Source organism: Tenacibaculum sp. SM2510, from assembly GCF_057002845.1.
This window is the reverse complement of sequence record NZ_CP192703.1, coordinates 1,316,512-1,332,052: the sequence shown is the minus strand read 5'-3', so window position 1 is coordinate 1,332,052 and position 15,541 is coordinate 1,316,512. Positions and strand designations below refer to the sequence as shown.

Genomic DNA, 15,541 nt, shown 5'->3' with positions numbered 1-15,541 from the left:
TTGTGCTGTTAATTTTTTGGCAAATATACATTTTTACAAGATCATTCATTTTTTAGCGTAAAGTCATTCGGTATTTACGTTGTGCAAATTCAAAATAATTAAAAAGTTTGTAGTTTACGTCGTAGCCGTAATTAACATTTAAGTCGTAGTCAATTCTATTTTCGTAGATGTTAGTATTGAAGTTAACAGCGTTATTAACTCTAGAATTCCATATAGAAACAAACACACGGTTTTTGTTTTCTAAATAAAATTGAGAATGAAATCCAGGTGGTCTTGCAATGGTGTTTAAATAAGTAGTAAAACCAATATCAATAATGGTAATTTCATATTCTAAGCTGTCGTTTTTAATAACAACAGGTTCTTCTTTTACAATAGTTTTACTTTTTATAGGCGAAGTACCACAAGCATAAAAGGAAATTATTAAGATGATTACTGTCGAAAAATATTTTAAAGTTTTCATAATCTGTAGATTGGATACCTATAAAGTTGCGAAAATTATTTCGTTTTTCATTGATTTTTAGTTTGTTTAACAGTAATTTTCAACTTTAAAGAGAATGAAATGAAGAAAAGATGTTTTTGGGTGAGTAACGATCCGCTATATATTGAGTATCACGATAAAGAATGGGGTGTTCCTGTTTATGATGATAAAGCCTTGTTTGAATTTTTGATTTTAGAAACTTTTCAGGCAGGTTTAAGTTGGATTACAATTTTAAAGAAAAGAGAAAACTTTAGAGAAGCATTTGATGATTTTGAGTATAAAAAAATTGCAGCTTATAATGAAGATAAGTATAATGAGTTGCTATTGGATAGCGGAATTATAAGAAATAAATTAAAAATTAAATCTGCAATTTCTAACGCGCAATTTTTTATGGAAGTTCAAAAAGAATTTGGTTCTTTTTCGAAATATATTTGGGGGTTTGTTGATGGTAAATCAATCAAAAACACCTTTGATAAAAGAGAAGATGTTCCTGCAACGACACAACTGTCAGATAAAATATCAAAAGATTTAAAAAAACGTGGATTTAAGTTTGTAGGTTCTACGGTTATGTATGCTTATATGCAAGCTACAGGTATGGTTAACGATCATACAACCGATTGTTTTAGGTATAAAGAAATTTAAAATTTGTACATTTATCAACTGAAAAAATCAATTTAAAACTATAAAAATGAAATTAAAACAAATGCTGTATACTGCAGCTGCAGTTAGCTTATTGGTTTCTTGTGGCGTGGAAAATAAAAAAGAAACAAAAGAAGAGGCAAAAGAAGGAGTAAAAACGGAAGCAAAGTTTAACCATGAGGTTGAGCAGTTTGCCGATATAAAAGTTTTAAGATACCAAATTCCGGGGTTTGAGGAATTAACACTAAAAGAAAAAAAGTTAGTATATTATTTAACGCAAGCTGGTTTATCGGGTCGTGATATAATGTGGGATCAAAATTATCGTCACAATCTAGAGATTAGAACTACTTTAGAGCAAGTAAATACTAATTATAAAGGAGATAAAAACTCAGAAGATTTTAAAAAGTTCACTACTTATTTAAAGCGTGTTTGGTTTTCAAACGGAATTCATCATCATTATTCTAACGATAAAATAAAGCCTACTTTTTCTAAAGACTATTTAGTTGGTTTATTAAAAGAAACGAAGGTGACTTTATCAGCAGAAGCTTTAGAGGTGATTTTTAATGAAAAAGATGCTAAAAAGGTAAATAAAAAAGCTGGAGTTGATAATGTTTTAGCGTCAGCAATTAATTTTTACGGACCAGATATTACAAGTAAAGATGTTGAAACTTTTTATAAAACGGCTTATAAAGGACCTAAAGGGCATCCTGTAGAAGCTGGACTAAATTCTAAGCTAGTTCGTGAAAACGGAAAATTGGTAGAGAAAGTTTGGAAATCGGGTGGAATGTATGGAGTTGCGATCGATAAGATTGTGTATTGGTTAGAGAAGGCTCAAGGTGTTGCAGAAAATGAAAAGCAAGGAGAAACTTTAGGGTTGTTAATAGAGTACTACAAAACAGGGAGTTTAGATGTTTGGGATAAATATTGTATTTCTTGGGCTACTTCAACTGAAGGAAATATAGACTGGATAAACGGTTTTATCGAAGTTTATAATGATCCTAAAGGATATAGAGGTTCTTATGAAACCATTGTGCAAATAAAAGATTTTGATATGTCTAAAAAGATGAAAGTTTTATCTGATAATGCACAATGGTTTGAAGATAATTCTCCTTTAGATGAAAATCATAAAAAGAAAAATGTAGTAGGAGTTTCTTATAAAACTGTAAATGTTGCAGGAGAAGCAGGTGATGCGTCACCAAGTACGCCAATTGGAGTTAACTTACCAAATAATAATTGGATTCGTCAAGAGCACGGTTCGAAATCAGTTTCATTAGGAAATATAATTGGCGCTTATAACAATGCAGGTGGTTCTGGTAGATTAAAAGAGTTTGCGTTTAGTGAAGAGGAAGTAAAGTTAGAGCTTGAATATGGTAAACTAGCAGATAAATTACACACTGCTTTACACGAAGTAATTGGTCATGCTTCAGGTCAAATAAACGAAGGAGTAGGGCAACCAAAAGAAACATTAAAAAACTATGCATCTACGATGGAAGAAGGTAGAGCAGATTTAGTTGGTTTGTTTTATTTAATGGATCCTAAATTACAAGAATTAGGCTTGGTAAGTGATTGGAGAAAAGTGGGTAAAGCAGCTTATGACGGTTATATCAGAAACGGATTAATGGCACAGTTAATTCGTATTAAATTAGGTGATGATATTGAAGAAGATCACATGGTAAATCGTCAATGGGTTTCTGCTTGGTCATTTGAGCAAGGACAAAAAGATAATGTAATAGAGAAAGTTACCAAAGATGGTAAAACTTATTTTGTTGTAAATGATTATATGAAGCTTCGTGAAATTTTTGGACGTTTACTAAAAGAAACGCAAAGAATTAAATCTGAAGGAGATTTTGAAGCTGCTAAAGCATTAGTTGAAGGTTACGGTGTTAAAGTAGATCAGGCAATTCATAAAGAAGTTTTAGATCGTAATAAGCAATTTACAGCTGCGCCTTATAGCGGATTTGTAAACCCTGTTTTAGTAACTGAAATAGATGCTGAAGGGAATATTACAGATGTAAAAATTACGCAGCCTTCAACTTTTGAAGAGCAAATGAATTTTTACGCTAAAAACTATAATTTTTTATCAGTGAAAAACTAAGTAATTAGTTTAATTGAATCATAAAAAACCGGCTCTTTAAAAAGAGTCGGTTTTTGTATTTTTGCAAAGTAAAATAATACAATGGCAAGAAAAATTAAAGACCCAGGGTTAGGATATAACTCTCAAGAAAACAGTAGAGGTCTTATTAATAAAGACGGAAGTTCTAATGTAATTCATGTAAACAAAAACGTTAATATAGATGATTTATATACCTATTTTGTTGAAATGTCTTGGGGTAAATTTTTCTTTTTGGTTTTTTTAGGATACACTTTTTTAAACATTTTTTTTGGCCTCGTATATACTTTAATAGGTATTGAAGAAATTACACAACCCAATGAGTTTTTTTTGTATGATTTTTTAAATGGATTCTTTTTTAGTGCACAAACATTAACAACTGTTGGTTATGGGGGAATTGCTCCGCATGGTATAGCTTCTAATATCGTAGCTTCTTTTGAAGCAATGCTCGGGTTGTTATCTTTTTCTTTTATTACAGGGATGTTGTATGGTCGATTTTCTAAACCAAAAGCAGCTATCCGGTTTAGTGATAGTTTAGTGTTGAGAGATTTTAAAGAGCACAAAGCATTAATGTTTCGATTAATGAATAACCGAAAAACGGTAATGATTGAGCCAGAAATTAAAGTTACTTTGGTTTTAAATGAAGAAAACAAAGCTGGAGTTTATAAACGAGAATTCTATCAATTAAAATTAGAAAGAGATAGTATAATGTATTTACCAACTATTTGGACGGTTGTACATGAAATAGGTAAAGAAAGTCCGTTATCTAAATACACAAAAGAACAAATAAAAAAAATGGATGGGCAAGTATATATTTTGCTTAAATATTACGAAGAATCTTTTGGGCAAAAAGTGTATCAAGCAACTTCTTATAATTTTTCTAATTTAGAAATAGATATGAAATATGCCTCTTCCTCTTATTTTGATGAGGAAGGTTATACGATTTTAAATCACGATAAATTAAGTGAGGTGCAAAAAATGGATTAACCTTTAATTAAAAATTTAGCAAGAAATAAAAGAACGATTAAACTCAATATTCCTATGGCTACATAAATAGCTGCGTTTTTGTAATATTTTTTATTGTTTTTTGCATCTTTTTTGTAGCTGTAAATCATTAAAATGATAAAAGCGATAACAAATATACTAGCAAAAACAATTCTGCCAGGAGTAAACATTTTTGCAGCGATAAGATTAAACATAAAATTATATTTTTAGCAAAGTTAAAGAATGATTTTATAATGGAGAAAATTAAACTAGTTATTCGAGCGTAATTAAAATATAAAAAAACTAAAGTTAAATATAATGAAGAACAAAATAAAAGCAGTGCATGAATTTCACTCAGCGTTTAAATTAAATATTCAAAATAAACCAACAGTTGCTATAACATATGATAGAAAACAGTTGCGATTTGAGTTAATGAAAGAAGAGAATGAAGAGTATTTAGAAGCTGCTAAAAATAATGATTTAGTTGAGGTTGCTGATGCTTTGGGAGATATGCTATATATTTTATGCGGAACGATTATAGAACACGGAATGCAAGATAAAATAGAAGAGGTTTTTAATGAAATTCAACGAAGTAATATGAGTAAGTTGGGTGAAGATGGTAATCCTATTTATCGTGAAGATGGTAAGGTTTTAAAGGGGCCAAATTACTTTAAACCAAATATAAAAGAGATTTTAGAGTAACAAAAAAGCTCCTCATTTTTAATGAGGAGCTTTTTTATTTATGCTATTTAGTAATTTGTTATTTACCTAAAATACGTTCTAACTCTGATGTTAAGGTTTTTACATTATTAACCATTTTAATAATAACACCGTTAGTATCTACAATTAAATGGGTAGGGTATTGTTTTACTTTTAGCTTTTTAGACATGTATTTTTTCTGATTAGGAACCGTAACATATTTAAAAGGTTTAGCTTTTAAGAATTCAACTAGTTTAGCTTTTTCATCAAAAGCTAAACTAACAAACTCAATATTATCGTCTTTATATTTATCCACCAAATTGTTTAGTAGAGGAAATTCTTCAACGCAAACTCTACAGGTTATAAACCAGCATTTTAAAACGACAATTTTTCCTTTAGTGTCTGCTTTATTATGAGATTTACCTTCTAAATCAACAAAATCATAACTAGGAAGTTTTTTTCCTTCCATTTTAAAATATTGATATGCAATTGTAGCTTTACTTACAATTGATTTTTTTATTTTTTCTTGATCAGTTCCTTCAATATTTGTTAATTGATATTGAATTTCCCCTTCTTTTTCAGATTTAACAGCAATATAACCTCCCGTTCTTAATAAGGTTAAAAACATGCCTTTCCCTATAATAGCTCCTTTATTATCAAGAGGATTAAAGGTGGACATTAAATCGATGTTTTTCTTATTGTAGCTATTCCAATTATCAAAACTTTCTTGAATATCATTATTGTTTATAGTTTCTAAAGGAGTGCTTTCATCTTCTGTAGCGCTTTCTGTTTCTAGAACTTCATCTTCAATTTCGGTATCTATAGCTGCCTCATCTTTGTTTTCAGTTTCAGTATCTATAATTACTTCATCTTCATCTTCATCTTCATCTTCATCATCATCTTCATCATCTTCGTCATTATCTTCATCTTCAGTCTCTTCTTCTACAGCAGCTTCTTTTTTAAGTTCTTCTATTGTTTCGGTAACAACCTCTTGTTTGTCTGCATTTTCAGTAGTATTTAAATAGGTATTTAAAACAAAAAAAGACAAAGAAAAGCCTATAGCTATAGATAGTAAGGTTAATATTATATTTTTAACACTGTTCATGTATGATTTTGATTATGAGAGACTAAGATAGTTTTTTTTGACGACACTTAAATCTTAACTCTCCAGTTGTGCTTGTCTTCAGCCTTATTATATTGTATGCTCACTAATTTTTCTTTAAAAAGAGTGGCGTAAGAATCGTTAATTTCAGGTAATTCAAAAACATCTTCTTGGTGTTTAAACCCTTTAATAGGATTTATAACAGCTGCAGTTCCTGAACCAAAAATTTCTTTTAATTCACCTAACCTAGCAGCTTCTTTAATTTCAGCTACAGATACTCTACGAACTTCAACCTCAATATTATTGTCTTCTGCAAGCTGTATGATAGATTTACGAGTAATTCCGTCTAAAATACGGTCATTAGTAGGTGTTGTAATTAATTTGTCACCAACTCTAAAAAAGATATTCATGGTACCAGCTTCTTCTAAGTACTCGTGAGTATCAGCATCTGTCCAAATTATTTGTTGAAAACCTTCTTTGTTAGCTAATTGTGTTGGGTAAAACTGCGCGGCATAATTACCAGCAGCTTTTGCAAAACCAACACCACCATTTGCAGAACGACTATACTCTTCAGCAAATAATACTCTAACCTCCCCCGCATAGTATGATTGTGCAGGCGAGCATATGATTATAAATTTATACTCCTCGGCAGGTGAAGCTGCGATAGCACCTTCGGTAGCGATAATGAACGGACGTATATAAAGAGAATTTCCTAACCCTTTTTTTATCCACTCTTTATCTAATTTTAAAAGAGTATTTAATCCTTCTAAAAACACCTCTTTAGGTACAGATGGCATTGCTAAACGGTTTGCAGATGCATTTATTCTATTATAATTATCTTCAGGTCTAAATAAAAAGACATCATCATTATCATCTTTAAAAGCTTTCATACCTTCAAAAACAGCTTGTCCATAATGAAATACTCTAGCCGATGGTTCAAACAACATTGGGCCGTAAGGCTTTATTGTTGGGTTTTTCCATTCTCCATCAGAAAAGTCACAAACAAACATGTGGTCTGAAAATGTGCGACCAAAAGTTAAGTTGTTAAAATCTACTGAAGCTATTTTTGATTGTGCTATTTGCTGAATATCTATGTTCATAAAATCCTGTTTTTGCAGTGCTGCAAAGATACTAAAACAAGAACATAAAGATTTGTTAAAAGTAACCACTTCACTTATTATAATTATATTTGCTGTAAAATAATTTTAATCTTTTGATAATGAAAAGAATACTAGCGTATTGCCTGTTTTTAAGTTTCTTGTTACAAGCTTGTAAAGTAGAAAAGAAACAAGAAGTAAAAGAAAATGAAACCGCTAAAACTGAATTTGCTTCGTTTGGTGAAAAAATAGAAAGTACAAACGCGCTTTCAGAAGCACAAATGTCAGCAAAGTTTGATGCCTTAAAAAAAGGAGACACAATAAACGTAAAATTTGCATCTAAAATAGGGGAAGTTTGTACTAAAAAAGGATGTTGGATGGTTTTGCCTGCAGCGGATAAGAAAACAATGGTAAAGTTTAAAGATTATGGTTTTTTTATGCCTTTAGATAGTCAAGGAAGTGAAGTTATTGTTGAAGGAAAAGCATTTGTAAAAGAAATACCCGTTGAAGAATTACGCCATTATGCAGAAGATGCTGGTAAAACAAAAGAAGAAATAGCAAAAATTACAGCGCCTAAAAAAGAATATGCTTTCTTAGCGCACGGAGTGTTAATGAAATAAAAATTTTATTATTAAACGAGAAATTATAATCACGTCTGATGGTTCTACAACGATCCATTTGCCAGACTGGAACGAACATTACCATTCTAAGCATGGTGCAATACAAGAAGCATATCATGTTTTTATAAAAAACGGATTAGCCCTACAAAATAAATCAGAAATTTCTATTTTAGAAATTGGTTTTGGTACAGGTTTAAACTGTTTTATTACTTTTTTAGAAAGTGATAAAACAGTTAATTATGTTGGTGTAGAAGCTTACCCAGTAGTAAGCGAAGAGGTTGCAAAGTTGAATTATGTAGCTGAGTTAAAAGCAACAAGTAAACAAGCAGTTTTCGATAAAATGCATTCGTTATCTTGGGAAGACAAACACGAACTTACGACAGACTTTTTTTTAACAAAGCGTCAGCAGTTTTTTAAGGACATTGAAGATAAAGAAGCGTTTGATTTAGTGTATTTTGATGCATTCGGAGCAGAACATCAACCAGATTTGTGGACAGAAGATATCTTTAAACGTATGTTTGAGGCTTTAAAAGAAAACGGAGTTCTAGTTACTTATTCAGCAAAAGGAAGTGTGCGAAGAGCAATGCAGGCAGTTGGCTTTATTGTAGAACGTTTGCCCGGACCTCCTGGTAAAAGAGAAATGCTGCGAGCAACAAAACGAGTAATTTAATTTGTTAAGAATACAATTAAAAGATGATTTTCGAGAGGTGTAAATTCGAGTAATTTTGTTTAAAACGGTGTAGAGAACTTCTTGGAATACCAAAAGTAATCTCTATTTATTCGATCGATGAATTAATTAGAAATTATCAAATTTTAAAAAATATACTAAGAATGAAATTTAAAAGACGTTTTGGTAATAATAAGGAAACAAAACCAAAAAAAGGTTTGTATTTAATGCTAGTTTTGGTTGTTGTGTTGTACTTGTTTTTTAATGCAGATAAAATAATCGGAAGATTTTTCTAAATGAAACCATTTAAATTTAAAGAATTTACAGTGCATCAAGATAAAACAGCCATGAAAATAGGTACAGATGCCGTTTTATTAGGAGCTTGGTGTTCTTTAGGAGAATACCCTGATGCTCTTTTAGATATCGGTTCGGGTACAGGTGTTATTTCACTAATGTTAGCACAACGAAGTGATGCAATGACTATTGATGCTGTAGAGATTGATGGTGATGCTTATGAGCAAACTGTAGAGAATTTTGAGCAGTCAGATTGGGGAGATCGTTTGTTTTGTTACAATGCTTCTTTTAATCAGTTTGCAGAAGAAATGGCAGAAGAGGAAGAGCAATATGATGTTATTGTTTCTAACCCACCATTTTATACTGATGATTTTCAAACCGAAAATGAGGCTCGTAATAAAGCGCGTTTTACTTCGTCATTATCTTTTGAAGAATTAATAATCGGGGTTTCAAAAATTTTATCAAAACAAGGTGTATTCTCTGTTGTTATTCCTTTTAAAGAAGAGAATGACTTTGTAAAGTTAGCAAATATTAATAACCTGTTTTTAAATAAGGTTTGTCATGTAAAAGGCAATGAGATATCTGAAATTAAAAGAAGTTTATTGTCGTTTTCTTTTGTGAAAAAAGAGATAGTAAAAGAGGGCTTAGTTATAGAAAAAGAAAGGCACCAGTATACTGATGCCTATATTAATCTTACAAAATATTTTTACTTAAAAATGTAAACAGTATTAAGTTTTTACGATATTTTTATTACTAGTTTTTTTCTTTAATCTAAAAACTAGCTTAAGCACTAAGAGAATAACCTGAATAATTAAGCAAAGAGGAAATAGGTAAGAATATATAGCCCCTGCTAAATATCCAATTACAGTACTTATATGATATAATAGATAAGGTATAGGAGCGAGGAACAATACGTTGTTAGTTATTATAAAAAAATTTATAATTCTTCCTCTTAGCTTTTTTACATCTTTTAAAAATAAAAGAAAAAGGCTAGAAATAGGTATAATAAGAAATAGGAATACTACCAAGTTTTTAATTTTTTTAGGGTTGTAGCACAAATGAGATGCCTTTTTCGCAAAAGTAATTGTGTGTTTTTCTTATTGTTTTAAAATAGTCTTGTGCGTCTCTTTGGTATTGAGTTGTTAGAGCTTAAAATTTCACTTAAAAAAGTATTTTTTTATTTAGCACAGAAGTCCTTGATCGGAGTGAAATAAAACATAAATTTTACCGTTGAAATTTTCAATTTTGTAGCTAATGTTATACCCATTGCTAATTTCAAGGGTGTATTTATTGGTTTGCTTTATATCAAAGTATTCATAGGGTTGTGTAGAGTTTTGAATCAATAGAAAAACTTCTTCTATTGACGATTTAGGAAGTGTAATTTTTTGGTTAACCGTGTATGTTTCTTCGTAAGATGGAGAAACAAAGGCTACTCCTGTTTCTTCATTTTCTGTTAACGAGATACCATAACTGTATAAATAAGTTCTAGTAATTTCCTTTTTTTTATTTTCAAAGTTTTTAAGCTTTAAAGTGTGTTCTTTAATAAAAAGAGTTTTATTAAAGAGTTGTTTTAAGCCGTATCTTTCTCCATTAAATTTAGCAGGTTTTATAAAAGAGGTAAAAGCATCAAATATATAGCCTTCAAGGTTATTAATTCTAACTTTAACCCAACTACCCTGTAGGTTTACTTTACCATATTTATAGGAATCTACTATAGTTATTGAGTTGTTTTGATAGTTTTCTATTGTTTTGTTATTTAAGGTAATTACAGCGTCTCCTAATTTTAATTTTGCAATAATTATAGAGTTTGATAACGGTGTACTCCTCAGGTTTAATCCGGATGGACTTATAATAAAAAGTTTGTCGTTTTTTTTGTAGCTAGTGATAGCATTTGCTTTAAAAATAATGGCAGAGCAAAATAAAAAGAGGTATAAATTTTTCATTTTTTTTAGTATTTTAATATACTTATTCAAGTACTATGCCATCTTTAAATACAGTCTTTTATTATCTTTGGGTTGTGGCTAAAACAAGGTGTTTTTTCTTAATAAAAACAACTAAAAGCCTATTGTAGTTTCTTGTTTTTCAACGTGTTACTTGTGTTGTTGAGGTTTTTTTTGTTTTTTATAATGTAGCTTTTATAGTTAGTTTTTAACGCTGTAATCAAAATCGTTTGTTAAAAATTTCTCTGCCATTTCGTTAAAATTCTTTGCGCTATTACGAGGAATTCCGTGATTAGCACCAGGAACAATACATAATTGAGCTTTTTTGATGTTATTAAAAATTTCAACAGCATGTTGGTTTTTAATAATATCTCTATCACCAATTGTAATTAACACAGGTGCATTTATTTTTTGTAATTCAGCATGACTTATATCAGGCTGATTTAAAAGTAATTCATCTAACTGTAATTCTTTTTTCCAATCTTTAGAAGTGTCACCTTTCTTAATCATTTTTAATGTTTCAGCATGCATGTCTTTAACTTGCTGAATTGCCCACTCATTAATAGCTGTTTTGTCGAATCTTAAATTCGGACCCATGGTAACGATTTTGTTAATCTTCACTTTGTTTCTAATCCCCATTTTTAAACCAATAATTCCACCATCACTCCAACCAAGAATGTTTATTGAGGTTAAGTTTAAATGTTTGGCAAGACCTTCTAAATCTTTTGCCATTTTAAGATACGTTAAAGACTTAGTTTTCAATTCAGATTTCCCTTGACCTCTACTATCAGCAGCAATTACCCTGTACTTGTCTTTAAAGTAATCAATCTGATATTCCATCGCCTTAATATCGGTACCACAACTATGTATTATTAATAACGGTTCTCCTTTTCCGTATTGTTCATAATAAATTTTTGCGCCGTTTATTTTAACATATTTACCAACGGCTTTATTATTACCATAAGGAGTTTTAAAGTTGTCTTGTGCGGTAGTTGTTTTAGATTGAAAAATTAAAAGAAATAAAGGGATTAAAAAAAATGATGATTTTTGCATTGTTGATTTTTAAATTTTAATTAAATGATGTTAATAGTTTGATGTTGTTTTGATTAGCGGTGGTAAATGGGCGAAATTAACTTTAAAATGGTTAAAAATCAAATTATATTTATTCTTTAATAAAAATGTTTTTGCATAAAAAAAAGACATCAATATTGTTGATGTCTTTTTTGAATATAATTGTTTTTTTGTTTTGAAATAGAGATTTATTATATCATAAGTTATTAGAAAATAAATATAAAATCAAGTTAAATTTATCCCTTTATAGTTTCTGGGTTATAGCCTAAATATGGTACTTTTTTCTCTACAAAGGTTATTCCGTATTCTTCTAATTCTTTTAAAATAGGGGCATATACTTCTTTCGTAATAGGTAGCTGAACACCAGGAGTTGTAATATCACCATTTAAAATACGTAAAGTGGCCATAGCTACTGGTAAACCAACGGTTTTTGCCATAGCAGTATAGGTTTGGTCATCACCTTTAATAACCATACTGCTTTCTATTTGATGTTTTTCTTTATTAAGTTCATAACCAAATTTATGATGCATTACAATCATGTCTTTATCATCAGCTTCAAGCGTCCACTTTTCTGATAATATTTCTTGTAATATCTGAGCTGGAGTTGCATTTGTAAGGCTTATTTTTTTAGCTGGATTAAAAATATCTAACTCTAAAAATTTATCCCACATAACATCATCTTGATCTATTTTTAGATAAGAACGGAATTTTAGTTCAACAGAATCTGTAGGAGAATACGCTAAAAATAAATTAGTAAAATCGCGGTAGCTTAAATTTTTAGAATCTTCAATAGTGTAAGAATCATCTGTCATACCTAACTGAACAAATACATTCCAAGCTCTAGAAAAACCAACTTTTCTAATGGTACCTCTATACATTGTTGGCACGTTTTCTAAATTATAAATACTTCTGTATTTTAAAGAATCTCGATTTGCATAGCCTTCAAACTTACCATATCCATCAATATTTAAAAATTCAGTTCTTCTAAAAAGTTTGTGATAAGGTATGTATTTATAGGTGTTTTCTTGAATAAACATAGCAGCGCCTCCTTGCCCTGCTAATACAACGTTTCTTGGGTTCCATGTAAACTTATAGTTCCATAAATTAGTATCGCTTTCAGGAGCTACTAATCCGCCAGTAAAAGATTCAAAAAGTAACATTTCTGCGCCTTTATCATGAATTTTATCAATTATTTGCATTGCGCTCATATGATCAATCCCAGGATCTAAGCCAATCTCGTTCATAAACACTAATCCTTTTGCTTTTACTTCGGTGTCTAAAGCTTTCATCTCATCTGAAACATACGAAGCTGTAACCATATGCTTGTTGTGTGTAACACAATCTTTTGCTACTTCGATATGAAAACGAGCAGGAAGCATAGAAATAACGATATCGGCATTTTTAATGGCGTCAACACGTTGTGTTGCATTAAAAACATCTAGTACAACAGCTGTCGCGTTTTTATGGTTGTTAATTTGTTTTTTAGCATTTTCTATAGAAACATCACCAATAGTTATGTGTAGGTTTTCTTGTGTAGATTTATCTAATAAATATTTTATAAGAGATGAACAAGATCTACCAGCGCCAATAATTAATATTTTCCTCATTTATAATGTACTTTTGTTGTCTTAAAATTTAAAAGCACAATATCGCTAAAAAAGTTTAATTTTAAACAAAAACAATGTAAATGTATAAAAATTTAACAATAGCATCCGTGCTAGGTGTCATCGCAGTAATTTTAGGAGCTTTTGGCGCACATGCTTTAAAATCAAGATTAAGTGTAGAGGCCATACAAAGCTTTGAAACAGCAGTTAGGTATCAGTTTTTACATGTTTTATTATTACTGTTTATAAATACGTTTAAAGAGTTTACATTAAAACAGAAAAACGTCATTAGTTTATTTATAATTAGTGGGATATTATTTTTTTCAGGATCAATTTACGCAATACACTTATTAAATGTACCTGCAAAATCAATTTGGTTTGTAACCCCGCTAGGAGGACTCCTGCTAATTATAGGTTGGTCTTTGATGGTTTTTCAGTTTTTTAAAAAAGTTATTAAATAATAATAGTTGATAAAACTTTTCAATGATTAATGATTTTAATCAAAAAGTTCTATTTTTGTGAGAAATTAAACACAACTAAATTAATTTAAGATGACAAATATTGATAAGAAAACGATATCATTAGATAACTTAGGAATTAAGGATGCTAGGATTCGTTATCAATTAACTTCAGACGAATTACAAGATATTACTATAGAAAAAGAACAAGGTGTAAACACAAGTTTTGGCGCATTAGCTGTTGAAACAGGAGAGTTTACAGGTCGTTCACCAATGGATCGTTTTATCGTTAAAGACGATATTACAAAAGATGAAGTTTGGTGGGGAGATATAAACATACCTTTCGATTCTGCAAAATTTGATAAACTTTACGACAAAGTAACTAATTATCTGTCAGCTAAAGAGGTCTTTGTACGTGATAGTTATGCATGTGCAGATGAAGATTATAAGTTAAATATTAGAGTTGTAAACGAATATCCTTGGAGTAACATGTTTGCTCACAACATGTTTTTACGCCCAACTGAAGAAGAATTAAAACATTTTTCACCAGAATGGACTGTAATTAATGCTCCTGGTTTTATGGCAGATCCAGCAGTTGACGGAACTCGTCAGCATAACTTTGCTATTTTAAACTTCGAGAGAAAGATTGCTTTAATAGGAGGAACTGGTTATACTGGTGAAATCAAAAAAGGAATTTTCTCTGCATTAAACTTTATCTTACCAGTCTTTAAGAACACGTTACCAATGCACTGTTCTGCAAACGTTGGTGAAAAAGGAGATACGGCTATTTTCTTTGGATTATCAGGTACAGGGAAAACAACTTTGTCTACAGATCCAAATCGTAGTTTAATTGGTGATGATGAACATGGTTGGACTTCTGAAAACACTGTTTTTAATTTTGAAGGTGGTTGTTACGCAAAAGTAATCGACTTATCTAAAGATAAAGAGCCAGAAATTCACGCAGCGATTAAAAGAGGAGCAATCTTAGAAAACGTTGTAATGGACGCTGAAGGAAATGTAGATTTTCACGATACATCAATTACACAAAATACACGTGTAAGTTACCCGATACATCATATCGAAAATATTCAAACGCCATCAACAGGAAAAAATCCCAAAAATATATTTTTCTTAACTGCAGATGCTTTCGGAGTATTGCCTCCAATATCTAGGTTAACGCCAGGTCAAGCAGCATATCACTTTATTTCTGGTTATACTGCTAAAGTAGCAGGTACAGAAGCAGGTGTTACAGAGCCATTACCAAGTTTTTCAGCTTGTTTCGGTGCACCATTTATGCCATTACATCCAACTCGCTATGCAGAAATGTTAAGCGAAAAAATGAAAGCGTCAGACGTAAACGTTTGGTTGGTAAATACTGGATGGACAGCAGGTCCTTACGGTATTGGTCACAGAATGAAATTAAAGTACACGCGTGCTATGATTAATGCAGCATTAAGCGGAGCTTTAGGAGATGTAAACGAAGAAAATTACCACACACATTCAGTATTTGGTTTAGCACAACCAAGACAATGTCCAGGAGTACCTTCTGAAATGTTAAGCCAAAGAAAAGCTTGGGATAATGATGAAGAGTATTATAAAACAGCACACAAATTAGCAGATTCATTTAGAGAAAACTTTAAGAAGTTTGAAGAAAATGCAAACGCTGAAATTTTAGCAGGTGGACCACCAAATGTTAAAAAATAAATAATTAAAAGCATCCGAAAGGATGCTTTTTTTATGCGCAAATACTACCTATTTTTGTAACTTTAAATCCAATA

At 30.6% G+C, this 15,541-nt stretch carries 17 protein-coding genes; 10 read left to right on the top strand and 7 right to left on the bottom strand.

Going from position 1 to position 15,541, the window contains the following annotated elements; all coding sequences use genetic code 11:
• Positions 1–52: 52 nt before the first annotated feature.
• Positions 53–460, bottom strand: coding sequence for a DUF6146 family protein (locus ACQ629_RS05920; protein ID WP_483707021.1), 408 nt, complete (start codon positions 458–460; stop codon positions 53–55).
• A 99-nt stretch (positions 461–559) separates the two neighbouring features.
• Between ACQ629_RS05920 and ACQ629_RS05915 the strand changes: the two genes are divergently transcribed.
• The 3 genes from ACQ629_RS05915 to ACQ629_RS05905 all read left to right on the top strand — a co-directional run bounded on the left by ACQ629_RS05915 (position 560) and on the right by ACQ629_RS05905 (position 4,214).
• Positions 560–1,120, top strand: a complete 561-nt coding sequence (locus ACQ629_RS05915) for a DNA-3-methyladenine glycosylase I (protein WP_483707020.1) — start codon at positions 560–562, stop codon at positions 1,118–1,120.
• Positions 1,121–1,166: 46 nt separating this feature from the next.
• Positions 1,167–3,212, top strand: a complete 2,046-nt coding sequence (locus ACQ629_RS05910) for a dipeptidyl-peptidase 3 family protein (protein WP_483707019.1) — start codon at positions 1,167–1,169, stop codon at positions 3,210–3,212.
• Between the two features lie 81 nt (positions 3,213–3,293).
• The gene (locus tag ACQ629_RS05905; RefSeq protein WP_483707018.1) at positions 3,294–4,214 is read left to right on the top strand and encodes an ion channel; all 921 of its coding nucleotides are present in this window, start codon (positions 3,294–3,296) and stop codon (positions 4,212–4,214) included.
• On the opposite strand, the gene ACQ629_RS05900 is transcribed toward ACQ629_RS05905, so the two are convergent.
• Positions 4,211–4,426, bottom strand: coding sequence for a hypothetical protein (locus ACQ629_RS05900; RefSeq protein WP_255554355.1), 216 nt, complete (start codon positions 4,424–4,426; stop codon positions 4,211–4,213). The two genes, ACQ629_RS05905 and ACQ629_RS05900, sit on opposite strands and share 4 nt — an antisense overlap.
• Before the next feature lie 103 nt (positions 4,427–4,529).
• Here ACQ629_RS05900 and ACQ629_RS05895 point away from each other — a divergent pair, with 103 nt between their 5' ends.
• A complete protein-coding gene (locus tag ACQ629_RS05895; RefSeq protein WP_483707017.1) occupies positions 4,530–4,913 on the top strand; it encodes a pyrophosphohydrolase domain-containing protein in 384 nt (127 codons plus the stop codon).
• Between the two features lie 58 nt (positions 4,914–4,971).
• Here ACQ629_RS05895 and ACQ629_RS05890 read toward each other — a convergent pair whose 3' ends face one another.
• Positions 4,972–6,015 (bottom strand): TlpA family protein disulfide reductase, encoded by a 1,044-nt coding sequence (locus ACQ629_RS05890; RefSeq protein ID WP_483707016.1) that lies wholly within the window; start codon positions 6,013–6,015, stop codon positions 4,972–4,974.
• A 47-nt stretch (positions 6,016–6,062) separates the two neighbouring features.
• A complete protein-coding gene (locus ACQ629_RS05885) occupies positions 6,063–7,112 on the bottom strand; it encodes a branched-chain amino acid aminotransferase (protein WP_483707015.1) in 1,050 nt (349 codons plus the stop codon).
• Between the two features lie 119 nt (positions 7,113–7,231).
• Here ACQ629_RS05885 and ACQ629_RS05880 point away from each other — a divergent pair, with 119 nt between their 5' ends.
• From ACQ629_RS05880 to ACQ629_RS05865, 4 genes are all read left to right on the top strand, one after another.
• Complete coding sequence (locus tag ACQ629_RS05880; protein WP_483707014.1) at positions 7,232–7,729, top strand: DUF4920 domain-containing protein; 498 nt, start codon at positions 7,232–7,234, stop codon at positions 7,727–7,729.
• A gap of 10 nt (positions 7,730–7,739) precedes the next feature.
• Positions 7,740–8,399 (top strand): tRNA (5-methylaminomethyl-2-thiouridine)(34)-methyltransferase MnmC2, encoded by a 660-nt coding sequence (mnmC2, locus tag ACQ629_RS05875; protein ID WP_483707172.1) that lies wholly within the window; start codon positions 7,740–7,742, stop codon positions 8,397–8,399.
• 161 nt (positions 8,400–8,560) lie between these two features.
• Positions 8,561–8,692 carry a hypothetical protein gene (locus tag ACQ629_RS05870; protein ID WP_483707013.1) on the top strand — a complete coding sequence of 44 codons (132 nt, stop codon included), beginning with the start codon at positions 8,561–8,563 and terminating at the stop codon, positions 8,690–8,692.
• A complete protein-coding gene (locus ACQ629_RS05865; protein ID WP_483707012.1) occupies positions 8,693–9,412 on the top strand; it encodes a tRNA1(Val) (adenine(37)-N6)-methyltransferase in 720 nt (239 codons plus the stop codon). It begins immediately after the preceding gene.
• A 459-nt stretch (positions 9,413–9,871) separates the two neighbouring features.
• On the opposite strand, the gene ACQ629_RS05860 is transcribed toward ACQ629_RS05865, so the two are convergent.
• The 3 genes from ACQ629_RS05860 to ACQ629_RS05850 form a co-directional block, all read right to left on the bottom strand.
• Positions 9,872–10,633 (bottom strand): SH3 domain-containing protein, encoded by a 762-nt coding sequence (locus tag ACQ629_RS05860; RefSeq protein WP_483707011.1) that lies wholly within the window; start codon positions 10,631–10,633, stop codon positions 9,872–9,874.
• Positions 10,634–10,831: 198 nt separating this feature from the next.
• Complete coding sequence (locus ACQ629_RS05855; RefSeq protein WP_483707010.1) at positions 10,832–11,683, bottom strand: alpha/beta fold hydrolase; 852 nt, start codon at positions 11,681–11,683, stop codon at positions 10,832–10,834.
• Positions 11,684–11,937: 254 nt separating this feature from the next.
• Positions 11,938–13,308, bottom strand: a complete 1,371-nt coding sequence (locus ACQ629_RS05850) for a saccharopine dehydrogenase family protein (protein WP_483707009.1) — start codon at positions 13,306–13,308, stop codon at positions 11,938–11,940.
• An 80-nt stretch (positions 13,309–13,388) separates the two neighbouring features.
• Here ACQ629_RS05850 and ACQ629_RS05845 point away from each other — a divergent pair, with 80 nt between their 5' ends.
• Positions 13,389–13,766, top strand: a complete 378-nt coding sequence (locus ACQ629_RS05845) for a DUF423 domain-containing protein (protein WP_483707008.1) — start codon at positions 13,389–13,391, stop codon at positions 13,764–13,766.
• Positions 13,767–13,856: 90 nt separating this feature from the next.
• A complete protein-coding gene (gene pckA / locus ACQ629_RS05840; protein ID WP_483707007.1) occupies positions 13,857–15,467 on the top strand; it encodes a phosphoenolpyruvate carboxykinase (ATP) in 1,611 nt (536 codons plus the stop codon).
• The last annotated feature ends 74 nt before the right edge of the window (positions 15,468–15,541 follow it).